Source organism: Flavobacterium sp. YO12 (assembly GCF_004119495.1).
In the GTDB taxonomy this organism is placed as follows: Bacteria; Bacteroidota; Bacteroidia; order Flavobacteriales; family Flavobacteriaceae; genus Flavobacterium.
In genome coordinates this window covers 24,838-47,789 of record NZ_NRQU01000036.1, presented here as the reverse complement: position 1 = coordinate 47,789, position 22,952 = coordinate 24,838, and the positions used below count along the sequence as shown (strand labels likewise).

Annotated in this window: 23 protein-coding genes and 1 pseudogene; 18 read left to right on the top strand and 6 right to left on the bottom strand. The window is 32.7% G+C overall.

From position 1 onward, the window contains the following. Both BOW55_RS21055 and BOW55_RS12920 read left to right on the top strand, forming a co-directional pair. Positions 1 to 228: pseudogene (locus BOW55_RS21055) on the top strand (hypothetical protein); the annotation flags it as partial. 87 nt (positions 229 to 315) lie between these two features. Further along, the gene (locus BOW55_RS12920) at positions 316 to 894 is read left to right on the top strand and encodes an alkylphosphonate utilization protein (RefSeq protein ID WP_129024455.1); all 579 of its coding nucleotides are present in this window, start codon (positions 316 to 318) and stop codon (positions 892 to 894) included. Positions 895 to 1,063: 169 nt separating this feature from the next. On the opposite strand, the gene BOW55_RS12915 is transcribed toward BOW55_RS12920, so the two are convergent. After that, on the bottom strand, positions 1,064 to 1,513 hold the full coding sequence (locus BOW55_RS12915; RefSeq protein ID WP_089052446.1) for a hypothetical protein: 450 nt from the start codon (positions 1,511 to 1,513) through the stop codon (positions 1,064 to 1,066). Between the two features lie 180 nt (positions 1,514 to 1,693). After that, positions 1,694 to 3,055 (bottom strand): DEAD/DEAH box helicase, encoded by a 1,362-nt coding sequence (locus BOW55_RS12910; RefSeq protein WP_129024454.1) that lies wholly within the window; start codon positions 3,053 to 3,055, stop codon positions 1,694 to 1,696. A 247-nt stretch (positions 3,056 to 3,302) separates the two neighbouring features. Between BOW55_RS12910 and BOW55_RS12905 the strand changes: the two genes are divergently transcribed. The 3 genes from BOW55_RS12905 (at position 3,303) to BOW55_RS12895 (ending at position 6,608) form a co-directional block, all read left to right on the top strand. Then, positions 3,303 to 5,030, top strand: a complete 1,728-nt coding sequence (locus BOW55_RS12905; protein WP_129024453.1) for a M14 family metallopeptidase — start codon at positions 3,303 to 3,305, stop codon at positions 5,028 to 5,030. Between the two features lie 274 nt (positions 5,031 to 5,304). Then, positions 5,305 to 6,159 (top strand): hypothetical protein, encoded by an 855-nt coding sequence (locus BOW55_RS12900; RefSeq protein WP_129024452.1) that lies wholly within the window; start codon positions 5,305 to 5,307, stop codon positions 6,157 to 6,159. After that, positions 6,156 to 6,608 (top strand): hypothetical protein, encoded by a 453-nt coding sequence (locus tag BOW55_RS12895; RefSeq protein WP_129024451.1) that lies wholly within the window; start codon positions 6,156 to 6,158, stop codon positions 6,606 to 6,608. The genes BOW55_RS12900 and BOW55_RS12895 overlap by 4 nt, the downstream gene beginning before the upstream one ends. A gap of 141 nt (positions 6,609 to 6,749) precedes the next feature. Here the strand turns inward: BOW55_RS12895 and BOW55_RS12890 are convergent, their stop codons facing one another. Both BOW55_RS12890 and BOW55_RS12885 read right to left on the bottom strand, forming a co-directional pair. After that, positions 6,750 to 6,980: a DUF4287 domain-containing protein gene (locus BOW55_RS12890; RefSeq protein ID WP_129024450.1), complete on the bottom strand. Its 231-nt coding sequence runs from the start codon at positions 6,978 to 6,980 to the stop codon at positions 6,750 to 6,752. 121 nt (positions 6,981 to 7,101) lie between these two features. Then, positions 7,102 to 7,710, bottom strand: coding sequence for an NUDIX hydrolase (locus BOW55_RS12885; protein ID WP_129024449.1), 609 nt, complete (start codon positions 7,708 to 7,710; stop codon positions 7,102 to 7,104). 7 nt (positions 7,711 to 7,717) lie between these two features. Here BOW55_RS12885 and pyrE point away from each other — a divergent pair, with 7 nt between their 5' ends. The 3 genes from pyrE to BOW55_RS12870 all read left to right on the top strand — a co-directional run bounded on the left by pyrE (position 7,718) and on the right by BOW55_RS12870 (position 9,792). Further along, a complete protein-coding gene (gene pyrE, locus BOW55_RS12880; RefSeq protein ID WP_089052308.1) occupies positions 7,718 to 8,365 on the top strand; it encodes an orotate phosphoribosyltransferase in 648 nt (215 codons plus the stop codon). A 160-nt stretch (positions 8,366 to 8,525) separates the two neighbouring features. After that, positions 8,526 to 8,918, top strand: coding sequence for an orotate phosphoribosyltransferase (locus BOW55_RS12875; protein ID WP_089052309.1), 393 nt, complete (start codon positions 8,526 to 8,528; stop codon positions 8,916 to 8,918). A 217-nt stretch (positions 8,919 to 9,135) separates the two neighbouring features. Further along, on the top strand, positions 9,136 to 9,792 hold the full coding sequence (locus BOW55_RS12870) for a hypothetical protein (RefSeq protein ID WP_129024448.1): 657 nt from the start codon (positions 9,136 to 9,138) through the stop codon (positions 9,790 to 9,792). A gap of 66 nt (positions 9,793 to 9,858) precedes the next feature. Here the strand turns inward: BOW55_RS12870 and BOW55_RS12865 are convergent, their stop codons facing one another. Further along, a complete protein-coding gene (locus BOW55_RS12865) occupies positions 9,859 to 10,599 on the bottom strand; it encodes a biotin--[acetyl-CoA-carboxylase] ligase (protein ID WP_129024447.1) in 741 nt (246 codons plus the stop codon). 93 nt (positions 10,600 to 10,692) lie between these two features. On the opposite strand from BOW55_RS12865, the gene rsfS reads away from it, so the two are divergent. From rsfS to BOW55_RS12825, 8 genes are all read left to right on the top strand, one after another. Continuing rightward, on the top strand, positions 10,693 to 11,064 hold the full coding sequence (gene rsfS / locus BOW55_RS12860) for a ribosome silencing factor (RefSeq protein WP_026729351.1): 372 nt from the start codon (positions 10,693 to 10,695) through the stop codon (positions 11,062 to 11,064). 15 nt (positions 11,065 to 11,079) lie between these two features. Beyond that, positions 11,080 to 13,005: an ATP-dependent zinc metalloprotease FtsH gene (ftsH, locus tag BOW55_RS12855; protein ID WP_089052312.1), complete on the top strand. Its 1,926-nt coding sequence runs from the start codon at positions 11,080 to 11,082 to the stop codon at positions 13,003 to 13,005. A gap of 115 nt (positions 13,006 to 13,120) precedes the next feature. Further along, the gene (locus BOW55_RS12850; protein ID WP_089052313.1) at positions 13,121 to 13,726 is read left to right on the top strand and encodes a lactate utilization protein B/C; all 606 of its coding nucleotides are present in this window, start codon (positions 13,121 to 13,123) and stop codon (positions 13,724 to 13,726) included. A 1-nt stretch (position 13,727) separates the two neighbouring features. Then, positions 13,728 to 14,618: a phosphatidate cytidylyltransferase gene (locus BOW55_RS12845; RefSeq protein ID WP_129024446.1), complete on the top strand. Its 891-nt coding sequence runs from the start codon at positions 13,728 to 13,730 to the stop codon at positions 14,616 to 14,618. Continuing rightward, complete coding sequence (locus BOW55_RS12840; RefSeq protein WP_089052315.1) at positions 14,608 to 15,261, top strand: phosphatidylserine decarboxylase family protein; 654 nt, start codon at positions 14,608 to 14,610, stop codon at positions 15,259 to 15,261. The genes BOW55_RS12845 and BOW55_RS12840 overlap by 11 nt, the downstream gene beginning before the upstream one ends. Next, positions 15,262 to 15,531 (top strand): acyl-CoA-binding protein, encoded by a 270-nt coding sequence (locus BOW55_RS12835; RefSeq protein WP_089052316.1) that lies wholly within the window; start codon positions 15,262 to 15,264, stop codon positions 15,529 to 15,531. Between the two features lie 9 nt (positions 15,532 to 15,540). Beyond that, positions 15,541 to 16,320 (top strand): superoxide dismutase, encoded by a 780-nt coding sequence (locus BOW55_RS12830; RefSeq protein ID WP_089058143.1) that lies wholly within the window; start codon positions 15,541 to 15,543, stop codon positions 16,318 to 16,320. Positions 16,321 to 16,385: 65 nt separating this feature from the next. Continuing rightward, positions 16,386 to 17,444: a glycoside hydrolase family 130 protein gene (locus BOW55_RS12825; protein ID WP_129024445.1), complete on the top strand. Its 1,059-nt coding sequence runs from the start codon at positions 16,386 to 16,388 to the stop codon at positions 17,442 to 17,444. 49 nt (positions 17,445 to 17,493) lie between these two features. On the opposite strand, the gene BOW55_RS12820 is transcribed toward BOW55_RS12825, so the two are convergent. Continuing rightward, positions 17,494 to 19,365 (bottom strand): alpha-amylase family glycosyl hydrolase, encoded by a 1,872-nt coding sequence (locus tag BOW55_RS12820; RefSeq protein WP_129024444.1) that lies wholly within the window; start codon positions 19,363 to 19,365, stop codon positions 17,494 to 17,496. 375 nt (positions 19,366 to 19,740) lie between these two features. Here BOW55_RS12820 and BOW55_RS12815 point away from each other — a divergent pair, with 375 nt between their 5' ends. Together BOW55_RS12815 and BOW55_RS12810 are read left to right on the top strand one after the other, a co-directional pair. Beyond that, positions 19,741 to 21,426: an OstA-like protein gene (locus BOW55_RS12815; RefSeq protein WP_129024443.1), complete on the top strand. Its 1,686-nt coding sequence runs from the start codon at positions 19,741 to 19,743 to the stop codon at positions 21,424 to 21,426. Positions 21,427 to 21,651: 225 nt separating this feature from the next. Continuing rightward, positions 21,652 to 22,845, top strand: coding sequence for an aspartate aminotransferase family protein (locus BOW55_RS12810; protein ID WP_129024442.1), 1,194 nt, complete (start codon positions 21,652 to 21,654; stop codon positions 22,843 to 22,845). Positions 22,846 to 22,952 lie beyond the last annotated feature (107 nt).

Genomic DNA, 22,952 nt, shown 5'->3' with positions numbered 1-22,952 from the left:
AATAAGATCCTAATTCCCATTCTTTATGAGCAATTATACATATCTTGTAACAAAGTGATTGCGCAAATAAATAATAAATATGGCATCTTATCATTAGGAAATAAAATAGTAATGCCATTCGAGTATCCAAACATTGTTGGGTATTCTGAAAAAACAGAAGTAACCCAAAAAGATTTTAAAACCAAAACATACAATTGCGACTTATTATGTATTGAAAATTGTAATTAGTCTATCCAAAAAAAACTGTCAAAAATATAAACTTGCAATGAAACTATATTATAAGTAATTTCGCATTTTTAAAATAAACAATAAGTAATGAGTATCGAAAGAGAATTAAACAAACGAAGCGGATCTAAATGCGAACTTTGCGGCGCTGAAGAAAACCTAAAAGTATATCAAGTATTACCAACTCAAAAAGTCGGTCTTGACGAAAGTATTTTAGCTTGTACTACCTGTATTGACCAAATTGAAAATCCTGATAACGTCGATTTAAATCACTGGAGATGTCTTAACGACAGCATGTGGAACGAAAATGTCGCTGTACAAGTTGTAGCTTGGAGAATGCTAAGCCGTATGCGCGCTGCAGGATGGCCGCAAGAATTACTTGACATGATGTATTTAGACGAAGACACGCTGGCATGGGCACAAGCAACCGGCGAAGGCGAAGACGACGAAAACAAATTGGTTCACCGCGATAGCAATGGCGTAGTTTTACAACACGGAGATTCAGTTGTTTTAATCAAAGATCTTAAAGTAAAAGGATCAAGTATGGTTGCCAAACAAGGAACTGCAGTAAGAAACATTCGTCTTGACCATGAAAATGCCGAATATATTGAAGGAAAAGTAGATGGTCAACAAATTGTGATTATCACGCAATATGTGAAGAAGATATAATTTTTTTTTTAGGTTCATAGTTACAAAGAGGCAAAGTTGCAAAGGCTTTTTTTGCTTGACTTATGAAACTTGAAGCAATAAAAAAAGGCTATTCAAAATACGAATAGCCTTTTTTATTATTTTTCGGTTCTGGAAATAACTTGAAACAAATTAAACCTGAAACTAAAAATTATCGTTGAAATAATTTATTGATTTGCTCTTTGATCAACGGCTCAGAAACATTGTTTGTCGCAGCATCTTTATCTTTGCTTGAAACCATAAACTGAACTGTCGCTTTGTCTGGAACAACGTTTCCTGTATAGTGTAACCAAATATAATTGTTTGGTAATTCTAATTTTATATCATACAACGGAGTTGCTGTAAAACCATTTACAATTATGTTGTAAAGATTTACATAATCGTTGTCAACATTTTTGAAGGTAAATTTTCTTAAACTTGACGCATCTTCATCATCGTTTTGAATACTAGTGTAATACACTGTGTATTCATCGCCAATTTTCTGAATGTAATTGTTATTTACTTTTCCTAATTTTTCAACAGGAACTGTTTCAAGAACTTTAATCTGTGCAAACGACACAAGACTAAAGAACAAAACGGCAATGGTAATAGTTCTTTTCATAATAAATTTGGGATTTATAATTTTTACAGCAACAAAAAAACACAGAAATAATGAAAAAACACCTATCAAATCGTTATTTTTTTAACATAAAATCACAAACCACAAACGCAAAACAATTAAAATACTGATATACAATTACATAAAATTAAAACTGGTAAATTACCAGCAATTTTCTGTTATTTAATATTTATTGTTCTTCTCCTCCTCTTTCTTCACCACATTACGAGCCACCTCAATTTTAAACTTTTTCCCTTTCATTTTTTCATCTTTAATATTCTTAAGCAGCTCTTTTACTTTTCCGAATTTTACTGCCGCAAACGAAACAAAATCTTTTACCTCGATAAGTCCCAAATCACCTTTTTCCAATTTCCCTTTTTGAGAAAAGAAACCAACAATATCAAACTTATTCAGTTTTGTTTTTTTACCGCCGCTAATGTAAATCGTTTGAAATTCAGGTGGTTTTGGCAGAGCTGTCGTATTCTTCACATCAAGGATTTCCATATCATAATCGATATAATCCAATTGTTTTTCACTTTCATGAACAATAACATATGCCGTACCAGTTGCCTGCATACGTGCCGTACGTCCGTTACGATGCGTAAACTCGTCTTCTTTTAAAGGCAAATGATAATGAATAACGTGTTTCATCTCCGGAATATCCAATCCACGCGCTGCAAGATCAGTTGTAACAAGATAACTCACACTTCCATTTCTAAACTGAATCAATGCACGTTCACGCTCATCCTGATCCATTCCGCCATGATAATACGTAGCGTAAATCCCTTTTTCGTTCAAAGTGTCGCTGATACGTTCTGCAGCATCACGGTGATTACAAAATATAATAGCCGATTGCGATTTTAAAGAACAAATCAAATTGAACAAACTTTCTAATTTGTCTTTTGAAGGAGACAAAATCATTTTCATAGAAAGATTAGTCTTTTCCTCTTCTTCAGGAATAAAATCTAAAACAGTTGGGTTAACCACTCTTGTATATTTTGGAATCTCAATATCAGATGTTGCCGAAACCAAAACTCTTTTATTCACTTTAGGTAATCTACCAATTATAAAAGACATCTGTTCATGAAACCCTAATTGAAGCGATTTGTCAAACTCATCCAAAATTAAAGTTTGAACCTTATCTGTTCGAAAAGTTTCCCTGTCAATATGATCTGCAATTCTTCCTGGAGTTCCAATTAAAACAGCCGGCGGATTGCTCAAATTTTTAATTTCAGTATCAATTGAGTGTCCTCCGTAACAAATATTTACTTTGTACTGCGTTCCCATTTTTTTCCAAACCTGTTCAATCTGAAGCCCTAATTCGCGCGAAGGCACTAAAATTAAACATTGAACTGAAAGTATCTCAGGCTGTAATAATTCTAAAATAGGAAGCAAAAAAGCCAATGTTTTTCCTGATCCTGTTGGAGAAAGTAATAAAACATTGTTTTCGTTCAAAATGGCATCTTGCGCCATTTCTTGCATTTCGTTTAAGCTTTCAATACCTAAATTCGAAAGTATATTGTTGGAATGGTGTTTTTTATTCATTTTGCAAAAGTAGGTAAAAAATTGTTTCAAGTTTTTTCTTGTTTCAAGTTTCAAGTTTTAGGTAGAAATCATAAAAAATGTTTCACGCAGATTTTGCAGATTTGAGCAGATTTCTATTTTTATTATTTAAAAAATCCTTTTTGATCAGCTCAAATCTGCAAAATCTGCGTGAAACCAAAACCGCAAAGTGATTAACCTGAAACCTGAAACAAAAAACTTATATTTGATTTTGATTAAAACCACAACCATGAAACTTTTTACCATTCTCTTTTCACTTTTTACAATAACCATTTCCGCTCAAAACAATAAAAAATACGATACCTTTTTCGAAAAAGGAAACGGAAATCAAACCGCTTCTTACCAAGAAACTATTGTCTATTACAAATTATTGGCTACTGATTTCTCAACGATTCAAATGAAAGAAATGGGTTTGACTGATTCTGGAGAACCTTTGCACATGATTGTTTATAATCCTGACAAGGAATTTGATTTTGATAAAATTCAGAAAAACAAAGCCGTTCTTTTTATCAATAACGGTATTCATGCCGGTGAACCCGACGGAATCGATGCCACAATGCAATTTTACAGAGATTTGGCAATAGGAAAAATAAAAGCACCAAAAAACACCGTTTTAGTTACCATTCCTGTTTACAATATTGGCGGCGCTTTAAACCGAAACTCGACTACAAGAGCCAATCAAGACGGACCAGAAATTTATGGTTTTAGAGGAAACGCCAGAAACTATGATTTAAATCGCGATTTAATGAAATCCGACACTCGAAATACAAAAAGCTTTGTCGAAATTTTTCAAAAAATAAATCCAGATGTTTTTATCGATAATCACGTAAGCAACGGTTCTGATTATCAATACAAACTAACTTATATTATGACGCAACATAATAAGCTAGGAACCGTTTTGGGCGATTTTATGAATACCGAAATGATGCCTGCTTTAGTTAAAGATTTACAGAAAAAGAAAATTGAAACAACGCCGTATGTAGATTCTTTTAAAGATACACCAGACAAAGGTTTTGGACAATTTGTAGATAACCCAAGATATACAACAGGCTATACGTCGCTATTTAATACAATTGGTTTTGTCGTTGAAACACATATGCTGAAAAAATATGCCGAACGTGTAAAAATGACCTACGAATACACAAAATCGACTTTGGATTTTACCGATGCAAATTATCAAAAGATAAAAGATTTAAGAGTAAAAAATTTAGAGCAATATCAACCTAAAAAATCCTATACATTAAAATGGGAATTGGATAGTACAAAAGCGACTACATTTTCGTTTTTAGGATATGAAGCTGGTTACAAAAAAAGCGAAGCCACAACTGGAAACCGTTTATATTATGACCGAAATAAGCCGTATAAAAAAGACGTTCCATATATCAAAGAATTCAAATCGGTGAAAGAAGTTGTGATTCCGACTGCTTATATTATTCCGCGTGGATATTGGAATATTATTGATCTTTTAAAGAATAACAATATCTCTTATTCTCAGCTTAAAAACGATACGATTATCGAGGTTGAAAGCTATAAAATTGCCGATTTTAAAACGGCTCCAAACGCTTATGAAGGACATTATTTACACTACAATACCGCAGTAACTTCTAAAGTTGTAAAAATGGCTTTCGCCAAAGGTGATTACATCGTATCAACAAACCAAAAAGGTGTAAAATATCTTGTAGAAGCTTTTGAACCCGAAGGCGTTGATTCGTTCTTCAACTGGAATTTTTTCGATCCTATTTTGCAACAAAAAGAACATTATTCAGAATATATTTTTGAAGATACGGCCGCAAAACTTTTAAAAGACAATCCAACTCTAAAAGCAGAATTAGAAGCTAAAAAACAAACTGACACAGAATTTGCTAAAAATCCTGACGCGCAATTAAACTGGATTTACAAACATTCTGTTTACTATGAAAAGGCACATTTACAGTATCCTGTTTATCGAGTGCTTTAACTTTTTATAAACAGAGAATGCATCTTTTTGCTTTTGATTGAGTTAAAGAATGATAAGGAAGTAAAGCTTTAGTCTAGGTTTTTATACGTTTTTTAAATCCATACGAAAGTGATCAAAATCTTACAAGAATTAATTTCATTACGGTTATCCGTAATATTTTATCTTATTAAGATTCTACATTTGTAAAATTAAACTATTAAGCAATAGATTACAATTTTCCTTATTCACAATATTAATTGATTATTTTTGAAGAATAGCAAAACTAAAAAACCAAATGGAAAACAAACTTATTAATTTTCATATTTATAGATATCATCTATTACCTCTAGATTCTAAAAGTAAACAAATAGAATTGTTTGAACGCAAATCATTAAGTCACGAAGAAATAAAAGCTAAAAAAAATATTTTTTTTGGAAAAACCTTAGATAATTTAACATCATCAAAAAACAGTAATTATCCATTAAAACTTGAACATAGTCAAAATGGCTTCTATCTTTTTAAAATTGCACAAAAAAAGACAACAACAATAACACAAAACTTTGAAAGCCTAGTAGTTGACAATGAACCATATGTGTACGTAATTATTAATAATGATCCAACTGTTCAAAAAGTTGCGATTAGTGACAATATTGACGCTTTTAGTAACCCAGATGTTGTCAAAAATATTTTAAAAAAAGTTTTTAGAAGTGAACTACTAAATGCAGGCTTAAATATTGAGATCGAACAATTATTCGATTCCGTAAATTTTTGGGAATTTGTTAACAAGCATAAAAAAGATATAACTTTTATAAATTTTCAATTTATTAAACCAAATTTAGCTAACATTTCAAAGTCATTACCAGAAGTTTTTAAAAACTTTGCTGATAATGTAAATAGTCACGAAAGTCAAATTTCAATAAAAGCACCAGAAAAAGGGACATTAGACAACATCGACAAAACAAATAAAAATATTGAAGGATTAGTTGAATATACATCAAATGGCGCTGGAAGTATAAAATTAAAAGTTAAAAACATTAGAAAACAACTTAACACCAAAGAAAATCCTGTAATTTTACAAGTGCGTGAATTAGATATAGAAGGTCCTGCCGAACAAGTCATTAAACTTTATCAAACAATTGTTCAAGAATGAAAAATTTAAAAAACATATCTTTCTTTCTTGTTATTGCATTTGCAATGACCGCAATAGGTAATTTTTTAGATTCCGATTTTTTATTTACATACTTACAAACTAACATTATTGGTCTTTTAATAACTCTTTTAGCAATAAACACTGCAACTTCGGGGTTAATCGCGTCAAAAATACAGGATTTCGTAATTCAAAAACCTGAGATTGATTTTAGTAGTACTATAAAAGAAATGAAAACTTCATTATTAGAACAAATTATTTTAATAATCATAAGTGTCGTTTGTTTAATAATTCAAAATAGTCAAAAAATTAAATTCGATTTTAAAGATGATATCTGTAATACTCTGCTAATAACAGTTTTTATTTATGCAATAGATATTCTTTGGGATACAGGGAAAGCAGTTTTTGTAATAATAGAAGAAATACAAAAGATGAAGAATAAAGAAAACTAACCCCAGCTCCGCAAAGTGTCTCACGCTGCGCAAATGACTGTGACTTTGCGTGCGCAACGATAAGTTTTAAAGACGATAAAAGAAAAAAGCAACTTAGAAATGAGTTGCTTTTTTCTTTTAGATCCCAGATCTTTAAAATCGTTATTTGCTGTTTTCGTCTTTAATACCTTTTAGCAAAGCGTAAATTGCCATTGAATGTCCTTGTCCTAAATCAAAATCTTCTTTAAGCCAGTTTACAATTTCGCCGGCTTTTACTTCGGGTTTAAGTTTCCCGTCTAATGTAAAGCTTTTTTGTTCTGCCAAAACTCTAAATTCAGCTGGACCATTGCCCGTTTTTTCTTTAATTGTCTTTAAATACGCTTGAAATGACATAGAATTTACATTTAATAAGTTAATTTATATGTAAACGAAAATACAAATTAAATTTAATTTCTATACTCTAATATTCAGCTTATTACTACAAAAAAAAAGTCTTATATATGAAAAACAAACTTTAATCTGTTTTAACCTTTTTCTCTTCTGCAAATAATAATTTAATATTCTCGTAAGAGTTTTTTAAAGCTTCTTTGATTTGCTCAGGATTCAGCCACGCCACTTTTTCGATTCCTTCTTCAAGCTGACCTTGCGGAGTTCCTTCAAAATCAGAATGCATTTCGAACCAATGCGTAACTTTGAGTTTATATTTTCCGTTGCGTTTAAAAATATGATATGTCTTTTGCAGTTTATTTGTTATTCGAAGTTGGTTTACACCTGTTTCTTCTTCAACTTCACGCATTGCAGTTGCTTCGATTTCTTCGCCTTTCTCGATACCGCCTTTTGGCAAGTCCCATTTTCCGTTTCTGAAGATAAATAAAACCTCTCCTTTTTTATTGTAAACAAAACCGCCTCCCGCTTTATTTACAGGGATTTTGGCTTTAAGAGTCTTCATAATCTCCTTTTCGTCAGGATGATACAAATAAGCCTTTTGAATTTTATTTTGAAACATTTTGACAATAAGCTGCTCAATATCAATACTCTCTAACAAGAATAATTGAAAATCGGTCTCTCTTGAGATTTCATTTGTCAAAAAAAGTGGTTTGTCGTTCACAAAAACTTTATACATTTGTACTATGATTTTTAATAAAGATACTGCCGAAAAAACAGCCGAATTGCTTTTGCAAATAAATGCAATTAAATTGAATCCCGAAAATCCTTTTACATGGGCTTCTGGTTGGAAATCTCCTATTTACTGCGATAATAGGTTAATTCTTTCATTTCCAAGCATCCGAAATTACGTTCGTGATGAGTTTGCGAAAAACATTGAAAAACAATTTGGAAAACCTGACGTAATTGCCGGTGTTGCTACTGGAGCGATTGGAGTTGGTATTCTGGTTGCTGAAAGTCTTGGACTGCCGTTTGTATATGTGCGTCCAGAAGCAAAAAAGCACGGAAGACAAAATCAAGTTGAAGGTTTTTTACAAAAAGGACAAAATGTTGTTGTTGTTGAAGATTTAATTAGTACCGGAAACAGCAGTTTAATGGCTGTTGAAGCTTTACGCAATGAAGGTGCAAACATTAAAGGTATGGCAGCGATTTTTACTTACGGCTTTAATGTTGCCGAAGAAAATTTCAAAAACGCTAATATCGATTTGTATACATTAAGCAATTATGAAAACCTGCTTGATTTAGCTGTTCAAAAACAATATATTACCGAAGATCAACAATCGACTTTGCTTGAATGGAACGAAAGTCCATCAACTTGGGGACAACCTGAATAGATTTTAGATTTTAGATTTTAGATTTTCTAAAAAATCGCTTCGCTCTTTTTTTAATTCCAGCTTTGCGAACTTAAATAAAGTCAAAGTAACATAAAAACCTTGTGTCCTTTGCGGTAAAAAAACATTTGCAGTAAAAAACAAATAACAAAACAAAAAAAATATGAACTTAGAAAGTCCAAAAGTTACAGTTCAGAAATCAGCTCAGGATCTATTTGATTTATTGACTGATGTTAAGAATTTCGAAAAATTAATGCCGGATAATATTGCTAAATTTGAAGTAATTGGTGAAGACGCTTTTATTTTTGGATTGAAAGGTATGCCGGAAATCAAACTTAAAATGAAAGAAAAAACAGCTCCAAACAAAATTGTTTTGGGCGCTGCAAGCGATAAACTTCCGTTTACTTTAGTTTCAAATATTGACAGTGTTTCTGATTCAGAAAGCGCTGTTCAATTAGTATTTGATGGTGAATTTAACGCCATGATGGGAATGATGATCAAAGGACCTATCAGCAAGTTTATTGAAACTCTAGCAACAAATATGACGAAACTTTAATAATGATGAATTATTAATTGTGAATTATAAATGAAAAGTCCGATCGAAATGATTGGACTTTTTTTTGTCATGTCAATTTAAAACCTTACTTACTCAGAGCCTCAGAACCTTCCAAAAAAAACATTTCATCCTCAAAAAAATACAGTTCAGTACAATAAATTATTACAAAATAAATTATTGCCCGAAGTTTGATCCATCAAAACTAACAAACCACAAAATGGAATCAACTATTAAGATCTTAATTTACATTCACGCTTTTTTTGGCGGAATTGGGCTAATTACTGGAATTGGAAGTATCATCGTTAAAAAAGGCGGTGTATTACACAAAAGAATGGGGAAACTTTTCTCTATCGGAATGATTACTAGTTCACTTATCTCTCTTCCGATCTGCTGGATGCCAAAACATCAAAACATTTTTTTATTCTTAATTGGCTTATTTACCATTTATCTGGTTATTTCTGGAAATCGAGCCTTAACTTTTAAACACAAACAAAAAGCTGATTTTACAGACAAACTAATTTCAGGAAGTATGTTATTCTTTTCTGTACTAATGATTTCTATTGGATTGTATTGCCAATTAAACGCTATTTCAAATGGTATTTTATTTACTTTCTTTGGCGCTTTTGGATTTTACATGACTGTAAAAGATTTTATTTTCTTCAAAAACGTTTCAGAAATAAAGAAAAAATGGCTGTCAAAACATATTGGCAAAATGATTGGTGCATTGATTGCCTCTATAACAGCTTTTATAGTCGCTGGAATTGGGTTAGGAAATATCATTACATGGATGGCACCCTCTATTTTAGGAACAATCTATATCATGTATTGGAATAGAAAAATAGCGCCAAAAAACACAAAAGCAATCGAAGTTTAAAAGTAACATAAAGATTCACCAAATAAAAAACCTCTGCACCTTTGCCACTTTTAACCTTTGCACCTATCAGTAAAGCATCTGTATTTCCTTAATATCAAATTCTGAAACGGAATCGTCTTCTAACAAAACCTGCAATTTACCAACTGAAGATACTCCTTGAATAATTCCCATGAAATTATGTCCCGATGTTTTTGGATTAAGATCTTTAAAAGGCATTGGAACTCCTTTTCGAAACAAGAAATTAAAATAATCGTCCCAGAAAAATGAAGCTGATGACTGCCATAAATCTATTTTCTGCTTCATTTTTTCAACGATCAAAACAACTAAAGATTCTTTATCGAAAGTATTCCCAGAAATAACGGCAAGAGAAGAAGCATTTGGCAATTCATCATAATTAGTTTGATTAACATTCAACCCTAATCCGACAACTGACACGATTCTGCCATCACTTTTTAAGGTATTTTCGATAAGTATGCCACCTACTTTTTTATTATATGACATAATGTCGTTTGGCCATTTTATAGATAATTCAGGAATATTTAATTCTTTTAAGACTTCTAAAACACTTAAAGAAACGACAATGCTTAAATTAAAAACTCGTTCATAATCAAACACAAAATCCTTTACCAAAACACTCATAATTAAGTTTTTACCTAGCTCAGACTCCCACTTCGCCCCCATTTGTCCTTTGCCTTTTGTTTGATTTTCAGCAGTTACGACCATAAAATTCTCCAGTTCATCTTGACTTGACAATGATTTTAAGAAATCATTTGTAGAATCTATGGCATCGAGTTTGATTAGTTTCATCTAAGTAATTTAAATAACTTAATTTAATATTTTGTTAAGCATCAAAAATAATCACAAAATTTGGTAACTTTACAAATTCATATAAAATAATTCATGGCGAAAAAGACTATTAATAATGATGTTCTATTGGCGAACATAATCAAAGGGATTGAAGAAGTAAAAGGAAATGACATCGATATTCTTGACTTAAGAGATATAGATACGGCGGTTTGCGACTATTTTGTAATTTGCAACGGAACCTCAAATACCCAAGTTAACGCCATTGTCAACTCAATTCAAAAAACAGTTTCTAAAGATTTAAAAGACAAACCTTGGCACGTAGAAGGAACCGATAATGCAGAATGGGTTCTGATGGATTATGTGCACATCGTAGTACATGTTTTCCAGAAGCACATTCGTGAATACTACAATATCGAGAGTCTTTGGGGTGATGCCAAAATAACTACAATCGAAAACAAATACTAAAGAAAATTTTTTCTAATGGCTAAAGATAATAATCCAAATCCGAGTAAATTTAAAATAAGTCCTTGGTTAATATACACCGCAATACTTCTAGTTTTTTTATTTATAAGTTTTGCAACCGGTGGATCAAGTATGAGCGAACCTGCTCAATTAACTTCATCTAAATTCAATACTTTATTAGAGAAAGGTCAAATTGAAAAAGTTATCGTTTATAACAAAGCTGAGGCCGAAGTTTACTTAACTCAAGCAGCTCTTAAAGATGCTGCAAATAAAAAAGTTTCTAAAGATATTTTTGAAAGACCAAACAAAGGTCCACACTATACTTTGGAAATTGGTAACGATCAAATCTTTCAAACAAAACTTGAAAAAGCAGTTGGCGAAGGCAAACTGAAAGATTTCAATTTCTTGCAAAAAAATAACTGGAGCGACATTTTAATCAGTCTGCTTCCAATCATCATCATTATTGGTGTATGGATTTTTATTATGCGTAAAATGTCAGGCGGTGCTGGAGGAGGCGGCGGACAAATTTTTAACATTGGAAAATCAAAAGCTAAACTTTTTGATGAGAAAACAGATATCAAAACTACATTTAAAGATGTTGCTGGTTTAGAAGGCGCAAAAGAAGAAATACAAGAAATTGTAGAATTCCTTAAAAACCCTGAAAAATATACTAATCTAGGAGGTAAAATCCCGAAAGGAGCTTTACTTGTAGGACCTCCAGGAACTGGTAAAACATTATTAGCTAAAGCTGTTGCCGGTGAAGCGCAAGTTCCATTTTTCTCATTATCAGGTTCTGATTTCGTAGAAATGTTTGTTGGAGTTGGTGCATCACGTGTACGTGACTTATTTAAACAAGCTAAAGAAAAATCTCCTGCTATTATCTTTATTGATGAGATTGACGCCGTTGGTAGAGCAAGAGGAAAAAGCAATATGTCTGGCGGAAATGACGAAAGAGAAAATACTCTGAACCAACTATTAACTGAAATGGATGGTTTTGGTACCAACTCTAACGTGATTGTTTTGGCTGCAACAAACAGAGCCGATGTTCTTGACAAAGCTTTAATGCGTGCAGGTCGTTTTGACAGACAAATTTTTGTAGACTTACCAGACATTCGCGAAAGAGCAGAGATCTTTGCAGTGCATTTAGCTCCGATTAAAAAAGTTGAAGGTCTTGATTTAGATTTCTTAGCAAAACAAACTCCTGGATTCTCAGGTGCTGATATTGCAAACGTGTGTAACGAAGCCGCTTTAATTGCAGCTCGTAATAACAAAACTGCAGTTGACAGACAAGATTTCCTTGATGCTGTAGATAGAATTATTGGTGGTTTAGAAAAGAAAAACAAAATTATCACTCCAGACGAAAAGAGAGCAATTGCTATTCACGAAGCGGGCCACGCTACTGTAAGCTGGATGCTGGAACACGCAGCACCACTTATTAAGGTAACTATTGTACCTCGCGGACAAAGTTTAGGAGCGGCATGGTACTTACCAGAAGAAAGACAAATCGTAAGAACAGATCAAATGTTGGACGAAATGTGTGCTACTATGGGAGGAAGAGCTGCTGAAAAAGTAACTTTTGACAGAATTTCTACTGGCGCATTAAGCGATTTAGAAAAAGTAACACGTCAAGCTCGTGCTATGGTAACGATTTACGGTTTGAATGATAAAATCGGAAATGTTACTTATTATGATTCAAGCGGACAAAGTGAATACAATTTCTCAAAACCATATTCTGACGAAACTGCTAAAATTATTGACAAAGAAATTTCAGAATTAATTGAAGGTCAATACCAAAGAGCAATTGAGATTCTTGAAGAAAACAAAGACAAGTTAAATCAGCTTGCTGATATCTTAATAGAAAAAGAAGTTATCTTTAAAGACGACTTAGAAGCAATTTTCGGAAAACGTACTTTTGACAAAAATTTAGAAGAAGTGGTTTCGTAAATTAATCAGGAAATATGTAATATTTTTTAAAATCTTAATTCAAAATAGCCTTTTGAATTAAGATTTTTTTATCTTTGAACGTTTTCAATTAACATGTAAAGCATTTCATATAAAAATGAATTTTTTCAAAAAAATATTTGGGTCCAGTGAATCCGCTTCTGACGAAGAACATGAAAGTGAATATGGAGGAAATCCAGTCCAAAATAGTCATTTGTCTCTTGACGAACAATTCATTTTCAATTTCAAAAAAAATGGCGGAAAATTCTTGTATTGCGAAAACAACCAAGAACTTGCTGAACAGTTTGAAAACATCCTTGAAGAGAATGATTGGTTTGAGAGTGAAGTACTATGCTACGAACCAGCTCTATTTAATTTATTAGATGAAAATAAATTATTTTATACTGCACCAACTAAACCAAAGTTTCTTTTAGCGGTATGTGAGAATCTTATAGCCGATGAGGGTTCTATTTTATTTTCATCAAAGCAAATTAGACAAAACAAACCAAACGAGTTACCGGCAAACATTGTAATTATTGCCACTACAAGTCAAATTCTACCTATGAAAAGTGATGGTTTAACAGCCATTAAACGTAAATACGATAGAGATATTCCAACTAATATTACCACAATAAAATATTTCGAAAAAGCAAAAGAAGAAGATTTTACGCAATACGGAAGTGTTGCCAAGAATTTATATTTACTGCTCTTAGAAGATCTTTAAGATGAATGAAACACTCAAGAGAACCATTTCTGGTGCTGTTTATATTGCTCTGTTATTAACTTCAATCTTGTTTTCGACTGAAAGCTTTATCCTCCTTTTTGGCATTTTTCTAGTTATTACGATTTATGAGTTTTCTAACTTAGTAAATCTCAATAAAGTCTTTTCAATTTTATTTGGAACCTTGCTTTACAGCGCCATAGTACTTGTGAGCCATTACGGTAAACAAACAGCCGCTTACTTAAACAATTTATTCAAATCAAATTTAAACTTAGAACTCAATATACAGCAGTTAGACCTAGTACTTCTTGCTGTTACAATTGTGGTTTCAATTAAATGTATTCTATTCTTATTTTACGACTCCGTTCAAAAAGTAAGCATCTCATCTAAATATTTATATTTATTAGGCTACATTACACTTCCTTTTGTTTTTATTGTCAAAATTTCCTTTGGAACTAATGATTATAACCCAAAAATTATTCTTGGCTTATTTATCTTAATCTGGACAAATGACACTTTCGCTTATTTAGTTGGAAAATCGATGGGAAAACACAAACTTTTTGAACGTGTTTCTCCTAAAAAAACGATTGAAGGATTTCTTGGCGGAGCTGTATTTGCCGCTTTTGCAGGTTTCTTGATTTCAAAATTATACATTCAGCCCAATCCAGCTTTTAGCGCAAAATCTATTTTAATATGGACTATAATCGCTTTAATTGTAAGTGTTTTTGGTACTATTGGTGATTTGATTGAATCAAAATTTAAAAGAATTGCAGGCGTAAAAGACAGTGGTTCTATCATGCCGGGACACGGCGGTATCTTAGATCGATTAGATAGTGTTATATTTGTAGCACCAATTATATTTTTATTTTATCAAATTTTATATTATGTTTCATAAAGAAGGAGCCCCATCTATTTTATTAGGAACAGTTTTTACTGTTGCCGTACTTGTAATTGCTGATAGATTTATAGATATCAATTGGCTGAGAATGCTTGTTCAAATAGCAGCATTATTGATTTTAATTATCATCTTACAATTTTTTAGAAACCCAAAAAGAATTGCGGTTAGAAACAGCGATCATATTCTTGCTCCTGTTGACGGAAAAGTGGTAGTTATTGAAGAAGTTTATGAAGGAGAATATTTTAAAGACAAACGTTTACAAGTTTCTATCTTTATGTCGCCAATAAACGTTCACGTTACACGTTACGCAATGGACGGAATTATTAAATTCAGCAAATACCACCCTGGTAAATTTTTGGTTGCATGGCACCCAAAAGCTAGTGAAGAAAACGAAAGAACAACTGTGGTAATCGAAAATGATACTTTTGGTCAAGTATTATACAGACAAATTGCAGGTGCTTTGGCACGCAGAATTGTAAATTACGCTCAAGAAGGAATGCAAGTTATTCAAGGTACTGATGCCGGATTTATAAAATTTGGTTCAAGAGTAGATTTATTTTTACCTTTAGGTACGCCAATTAATGTGGTTCTGGACCAAAAAGCAATTGGCGGAAAAACTATTATCGCTACAAAAGCTTAAATGACAAAAAAAGATTTAGATACTCGTTTTTCAGAGGCTGTTGAAACTGCTCTAAAAATGACTCAAGCCTCACTGCCGCAAGATGTGCAGCTAAGACTTTATGCCTATTACAAACAAGCAACTTTTGGAACTGCTGTGTACAATCAATCTGAAAATTTTGATTTACGAGATGCTTTCAAAACCAATGCCTGGATGCAGATTAGTCATATTTCTGTTGATGAAGCTAAAGAGTGTTATATCGAGATCATCAATTCATTAACATCAAAATAAATTAACATTATGAAGAAAAACATTGTCCTTTTCAGCATTTTGCCTTCATTTTTACTATTATTTTCTTGTAACGATAATAAACTAACTGAAGTTGTCGAGGTTCCTCTTCCTACTAAAGAGGAAAAAATAATGATTGGATCGCCAAATGATGTAAAGGCAGATCCAGGATCATTTGAAATGACAAAACTTCCTTTTGGATATGACGGATTATCTCCTGCAATAAGATCATTGACTTTAGAAACTCATTATTCTAAACACTATTTAACGTACACGAATAATTTTAACAAAGAAATTGTGTCGACTGAGTATGAAAACATGCCAATTGCAGATATTCTAAAGAAATTAGATTTAAGCAACGCAAAACTTCGCCAGAATGCCGGAGGATATTACAATCATACTCTTTATTTCAACATCTTAACTCAAAAAGAACAAACTCCAAAAGATACTCTAGCAGGATCTATTAATAAAGAGTTTGGATCTTTTAACAACTTAACCAGTCAGTTTAAAGGACAAGCTGAAAAACAATTTGGTTCTGGATGGGTTTGGCTTGTTGTTGACAGATATGGCAAATTACAAATCACCACAACTGAAGATCAGGATAATCCATTAATGAAAAATGCATTAATTCCTGGAACACCAATTTTAGGTATTGACTTATGGGAACATGCTTATTATTTGGATTATCAAAATAGAAAAGGTAGTTATATCGATGCTTTTTACGAACATATAAACTGGGAAAAAGTAAACGAAAATTATATTGAAGCTTTGAAAAAAGTAAAAAAAGTATAACACAAAAAAGCTGATACAAAATTTGTATCAGCTTTTTTTTTATTTACAACAGAAATACACAATGTATGAAAGATATAGCTGTTCGTTTTAAAGAAAATCCTCTGCTGTCACCTTCAGATTTAACACCAAGCAGAGAAGGACTGGAAATAACCTGCCTTTTAAATCCTGGAGTATTTCAATTTCAAAATAAAATTTGGCTCCTTGTAAGAGTTGCTGAACGACCAAAACAAATGGAAAACAGCATCTCTTTTCCAATATTGACAAATAAAGGGACTATTGAAATCATTGAGATTAAAAAAGACGATCCCGAATTAATCGCAACAGATGCAAGAGTAATAAACTATAAAGGTGCTGATTATTTAACCACACTTTCACATCTTCGCTTATTATGCAGTGAAGATGGTCGCACTTTTTATGAGCCAAAAAATTCCCCATCACTGGTTGGAGAAGGCATACTGGAAACGTTTGGAATCGAAGATTGCCGCGTTGTCTTGATTGATGAAGTTTATTATTTGACTTTTACTTCTGTATCAAAAAATGGTGTTGGTGTTGGTTTACGAACTACTGTAGATTGGCAAAAATTTGAAAAACACGGTATGATATTACCCCCTCACAATAAGGACTGCGCTATTTTTGAAGAAAAAATTAACGGCTTATTTTACGCATTACACCGTCCTAGCAGCGTAGACATTGGAGGCAATTATATCTGGATAGCTTCATCTCTAGATGGTATTCACTGGGGAAATCATCATTGTATTATCAAAACTAGAAAAGAGCACTGGGACAGCAAAAGAGTTGGCGCTGGTGCTGCACCAATAAAAACCGCAAAAGGCTGGTTAGAAATTTATCATGGAGCCAATGAAAACCATCAATATTGTTTAGGTGCTTTTTTAATGGATCTTGAAGTCCCAACAAAAGTTCTCGCCAGAACAGAAGACCCAATTATGTTTCCTAAAACAAATTACGAATTAAGCGGCTTTTTTGGAAATGTTGTATTTACAAATGGTCATATTTTAGATCTCGATGGAGAAACACTGACAATCTATTACGGAGCTTCAGATGAGTTTGTCTGCGGTGCGAAATTTTCAATTACCGAAATCCTTTCCCTTTTAACGAATATCTAACAAAGCTTGTTTGAAGAATCAATTAATCACTTCAAACAAGCTTTTTACATTATTGCAACTCAAAAATAAATGATTCAGAAGGCAGAATTTTAATTCTAGCCTTGCCCACTCTGTTTTCTACTTTTAGCAATACAGAATTTTGCTGATACAATTGATCTGTAAGTTTATACTCCCCCTCTTTTAAATTCCATTTTGCAATGACATCCGCGGGAATTTTCAATTCGAATTCACTAGTTTTTTCTGAAGAAAAATTAGCGATAATGATTAGCTTTTGCTTCTCTGACCAGCGAAGGTAAGAATAAAGCAATTCGTCATATCCAACATTATTTTGACGATTTTCAGATTGTATTTCCTGAAAGCTTCCCATTAAAGCTGGGCTCTTTATAGAGAAATTCAATAAGCGCTTGTAAAAATCTCGTAAGTTTCTCTCTGATTCTGAAAGCTGTCCGCCGTCAAACTTACCATCATTCATCCATTTTTGATGATTTGGAACTCCGATATAATCGAAAATAGAAGTTCTCGAACGAGTACCAAAACCTGCATTTTCGTTTCCAGCCTCTCCTACTTCCTGTCCAAAATAAATCATCGTAGGCGACGTGCTTAAAGTTGTTGAAACTACCATTAAAGACTTTCCTCTTTCTGGTGTTCCCGCAAACTCAGGCGAAGCCAAACGCTGCTCATCATGATTGTCTAAAAAGTGAAGCATATGATGCTCAATATCTGACATTCCTTTTTGAATATCTGATAATCCATCTGGAGTAGATTTTCCGCGAATAACATCTTTCAATTTATCATAAGTTTCTACTTTATCATATAAATAGTCCATTTTACCTAAACGAATATAATTTCGATATTCATTTGGATTATAAACTTCTGCTAATAAAAAAGCGTTTGGATTTTTCATTTTGATCGCTGAGTTCATATAACTCCAAAATTCATACGGAACCATTTCTGCCATATCATAACGAAAACCGTCAACACCTTTTGCTGTCCAATACATAGCAATTGATTTGAATTTTTTCCACGAATCCGGAACATCTTTATCCTGCCAAAATGCAAAATGTTCTTGATATGATTTCTGATCAAATCCAGCTGGGAGTTCAGGAAAATCTTTTGAGCCGTCAGGACGAATTCCATAATTAACCTTTACCGTTTCGTACCAGTCATTTTGGTCTGGTTTTACTTTACGTGAACCATTTCCTGTCCATTTTGCAGGATTCTCATCAAAAAAACCATCAACCATAGGATTTTTTTCTCCGTTTAACGGAACATCTCCATCAGGAATTTCAAAGTGTGCTTTTGGAATATAATAAAAATTATTGTCTCTTTTGTACTCTACATTTACATCATCATCGGCACCAAAATCTTTAACACCTTCAGGATTATTTTTTCCTTCATATTTTCTCGCAATATGATTGGGAACAATATCAATAATCAATTTTAGACCCGCTTTATGCGTTCGAGTAATTAAGTTGTCAAATTCCTGTAATCTATTTGCCGGATTTACTGCCAAATCTGGGTTTACATTATAGTAATCTTTAACTGCATAAGGCGATCCCGCACGACCTTTTACTACCTCAGGATCATCATTTGAAATTCCGTATGCTGTATAATCTCCTACCAAAGCATGATGAGGAACGCCAGTGTACCAAATATAAGTAACTCCCAAATCTTTAATTTCGTTAAGTGCTTTATCCGTAAAATCATTAAACTTCCCTACTCCATTCTCTTCAATTGTTCCCCAAGGTTTATTGGTTTTATTTTTATTCCCAAACAATCGGGTAAAAACCTGATACACTACAACTTTATGTTCTTTTGAATTTTCTTCTTTTACTTCACTCATTTTTAAATCTTTTGTTTTACAGCCCGAAAACAAAATTGTTACGGCTGTTCCAACAGCAAATAATTTACTTTTTATCATATTTTTAAATCTAAGACATACTTTCTTGAACCAGAACCTTAAATCCTAATCCAAAAACTAATTCCTAAATTTAGTTTATTTTCTACAACCCAAAGAACACAAATTTTGATTTACACGTTTTAACTTCAAAAATGCATCACTACAACGTGAGAGTTAAACGTTTTGTTGATAAATTACAGAAAAAGGTTCAAAGTTGCAAAGATTCAAAGGCGCAAAGGTTTAAAAAAGGTAAAAAACTTGAAATATGTTTCAAACACAAACTTTGAACCTTTGCTTCTTTGAACCTCTGATCCTAAAAATAAACATTTATAAATTAATGCTAATAACAATATAAGGTTGTAACCTTTTTCATAAATTTGACAAAAATTTAATCACTTGAAGAAATTACTCTTTTTTATATCTTGTCTGCTTCTATTAAGTATACAATTCATTTCTGCACAAGCTTCAAAAACTGCTCAGGCACCAAAAAAAATTAACATAGAGCATTCTGATTTCTTAGATGTTGATCAAGTTTTAGTACCTGATGGAATTTTACTAACAGGAAATGTAAAGGTAAATCATGATGGCGTTGTTCTTACTTGCAACAAAGCCTACTTTTTTCAAAAAGAAAATTATCTAAAAGCGTTCGGAAATGTACAACTGGTGCAAGGTGATACTTTGTTCCTAAACAGTAAATATGCAGAATACAGCGGAAACATCAAAAAAGCATTCGCAACAGGAAACGCTGTAATGACTTCTCCAGATGCAACTTTACAAACAGATACGATCAATTTTGACCGAAATGTTCAAGAAGTTTTTTATAATACCAAAGGTACAATCATCAACAAAGACAATACGTTAGTCAGTAAATCAGGAAAATATTTTGTTGCAGAGAAAAAATTTCAGTTTTTAACTGCAGTTACTCTTACCAACCCAAAATATGTTGTAAAATCGAATCACTTAGATTATTACAGTAATTCGGGGCACACTTATTTACTTGGACCATCGACTATAACTAGTAAAGCTAACTATATTTATACAGAAAAAGGTTTTTATGATACCAAAAAAAACCTCGCGCATTTTCTGCGAAAATCGTATATAAAATATGATGATCGACTTATAGAAGGAGATAGTTTGTATTATAATCGAAATACCGAATTTGCATCGGCAACTCGAAATGTAAAAATCACTGATTCTATAAATCGAGGTATTGTAAAAGGTCATTATGCCGAAGTTTACAAACTAAAAGATTCTATGTTTGTAACCAAAAGAGCTGTTGCGGTTAACTTTGTAGAAAATGATTCTGTATATATTCACGGTCAAAAACTAATGGTTACAGGAAAAGAAGGTGAACGTATTTTAAGAGCTTTTAAAAATGTACGTTTCTACAAAACAGACATGAGCGGTAAATGTGATTCGATACATTCTAATTCTAAAACGGCTTTAACCAAGCTTATTGGAAATCCAATTTTATGGAATGGCGGCAGTCAGATTACTGGTGATATTATGCATTTAATTGGCGATAATAACACTAAAAAACTAGATTCCTTAAAAGTCCTCAACAATACTTTTCTTATTTCAAAGGATACGATAGGAACAGACTACAATCAAGTCAAGGGACTCAATTTATTTGGAAAATTCAGAGAAGGTAAACTTCACGATGTAGATGTTATTAAAAACACCGAAGTTGTTTATTTTATGCGGAATGACGCCAATGAATTAATTGGAATTAATAAAAATGTAAGCAGTAAAATTAATTTGATTCTAGAAAATAACGCAGTAGAAACTATTACATTCTTTAACAGAGTCGACGGCGATATTTATCCTGAAGAAGATCTACCTGAAAATGCACGTAAATTACGAGGTTTCGTCTGGCGCGGCGACGAAAGAATAAAATCAAAAGATGATATTTTTACTGCCGAAGATAATGAAATGAATGACAAACTAATAAAGCAAGGAAAGGACGAAGAAGCTAAAGAGAATGTCCCAATGAAAGTCAGGAAAGAGACACGAGATTACGACAAAAAGAAATCTGCTGCAAAAGCAAATACTACGAAAGCAAGCACTAATACTAAAAAATAGTTCTCAGTCGCGGTTGCGGTTTTCTGTTTCATTTCTTTACTATAAAATTAGTCGTAGCGTAAGTCGCAGTTTTCATTTTAGAAACTTTGCGAACTTTGCATTTTAATAATACAAACTTGATTTAAAACTTAGCAAACTTTGCGATCTTTGCGGTTAAATTCAGTCACAGTATCAGTTTTCAGTCAACTTGAAACATGAAACCTGAAACTTTTAAAACAAACAATAGTGAATCCAGATTTTATAAAATACCAAGCACAAACATCTCCATATCCATTAGGAATGGAAGTTTCGCACGCCGTTGGTTCCTATATTTACGATACTAGTAATAAAAAATATTTAGATTTTGTTGCCGGAGTTTCGGCTTGTACGCTGGGACACCAGCATCCAAGAGTCAATCAAGCTATTAAAGACCAGCTGGACAAATATTCTCATGTAATGGTTTACGGAGAATACTCACAAAGTCCTGCTGTTCAATATTGCAAATTAATGGCTTCTCTGCTTCCAGAATCTTTAAATAAAACCTATTTAGTAAATTCGGGTACAGAAGCAATTGAAGGCGCCTTAAAACTAGCTAAAAGAGTAACTGGACGAAGCCAGCTTATTTCTTGTCATAACGCATATCACGGAAACACAATGGGCTCTATGAGTGTAATGGGATTTGAAGAGCGTAAACAAGCTTTTCGTCCTTTACTTCCTGATGTAGATTTTATCACTTTTAATAACGAAGCCGATTTAGAAAAAATCACAACTAGAACAGCGGCAATTTTATTAGAAACTATACAAGGCGGAGCTGGTTTTATTCAGCCCGAGAATAATTTTCTGCAAAAGGTACGCAAGCGTTGTGATGAAGTTGGCGCAATGTTTATTGTAGATGAAATTCAGCCTGGATTTGGAAGAACCGGAAAACTTTTTGGTTTTCAAAACTATGATGTTATTCCAGATATTGTGGTAATGGGAAAAGGTATGGGAGGCGGAATGCCTGTGGGAGCATTTACAGCTTCAGCAGAAAAAATGGATCTTTTAACCGAGAATCCTAAACTTGGACACATCACTACTTTTGGAGGTCATCCTGTCATTGCGTCAGCCTGTCTTGCTACTTTGCAGGAATTAACTGAAACAAATCTAATGCAGCTAACTTTAGAGAAAGAAAAACTTTTTAGATCGCTTTTGGTACATCCTTTGATAAAAGAAGTAAGAGGAAAGGGATTAATGCTTGCCGCTATGACTGAAACGGCCGAAATAACTAATCAGGTCATTTTAAACTGTCAAGACAAAGGACTAATTTTATTCTGGCTGCTCTTTGAAGGATGCGCTATAAGAATAACACCGCCATTAACGATTTCAGAAGAAGAAATAAAAGAAGGCTGTTCCATAATTTTAAATGTTATGGATGAAATATTGAAAAAGCAACAAGCATAATAAATAGCAAGGCTTATTTCAACAGTAATTAGAACCTGTTTGACATCTCAGTTACTAAAATAATAATCAAATAATCTTTTTGTTATCAGAAGATTATGACTAAAAAC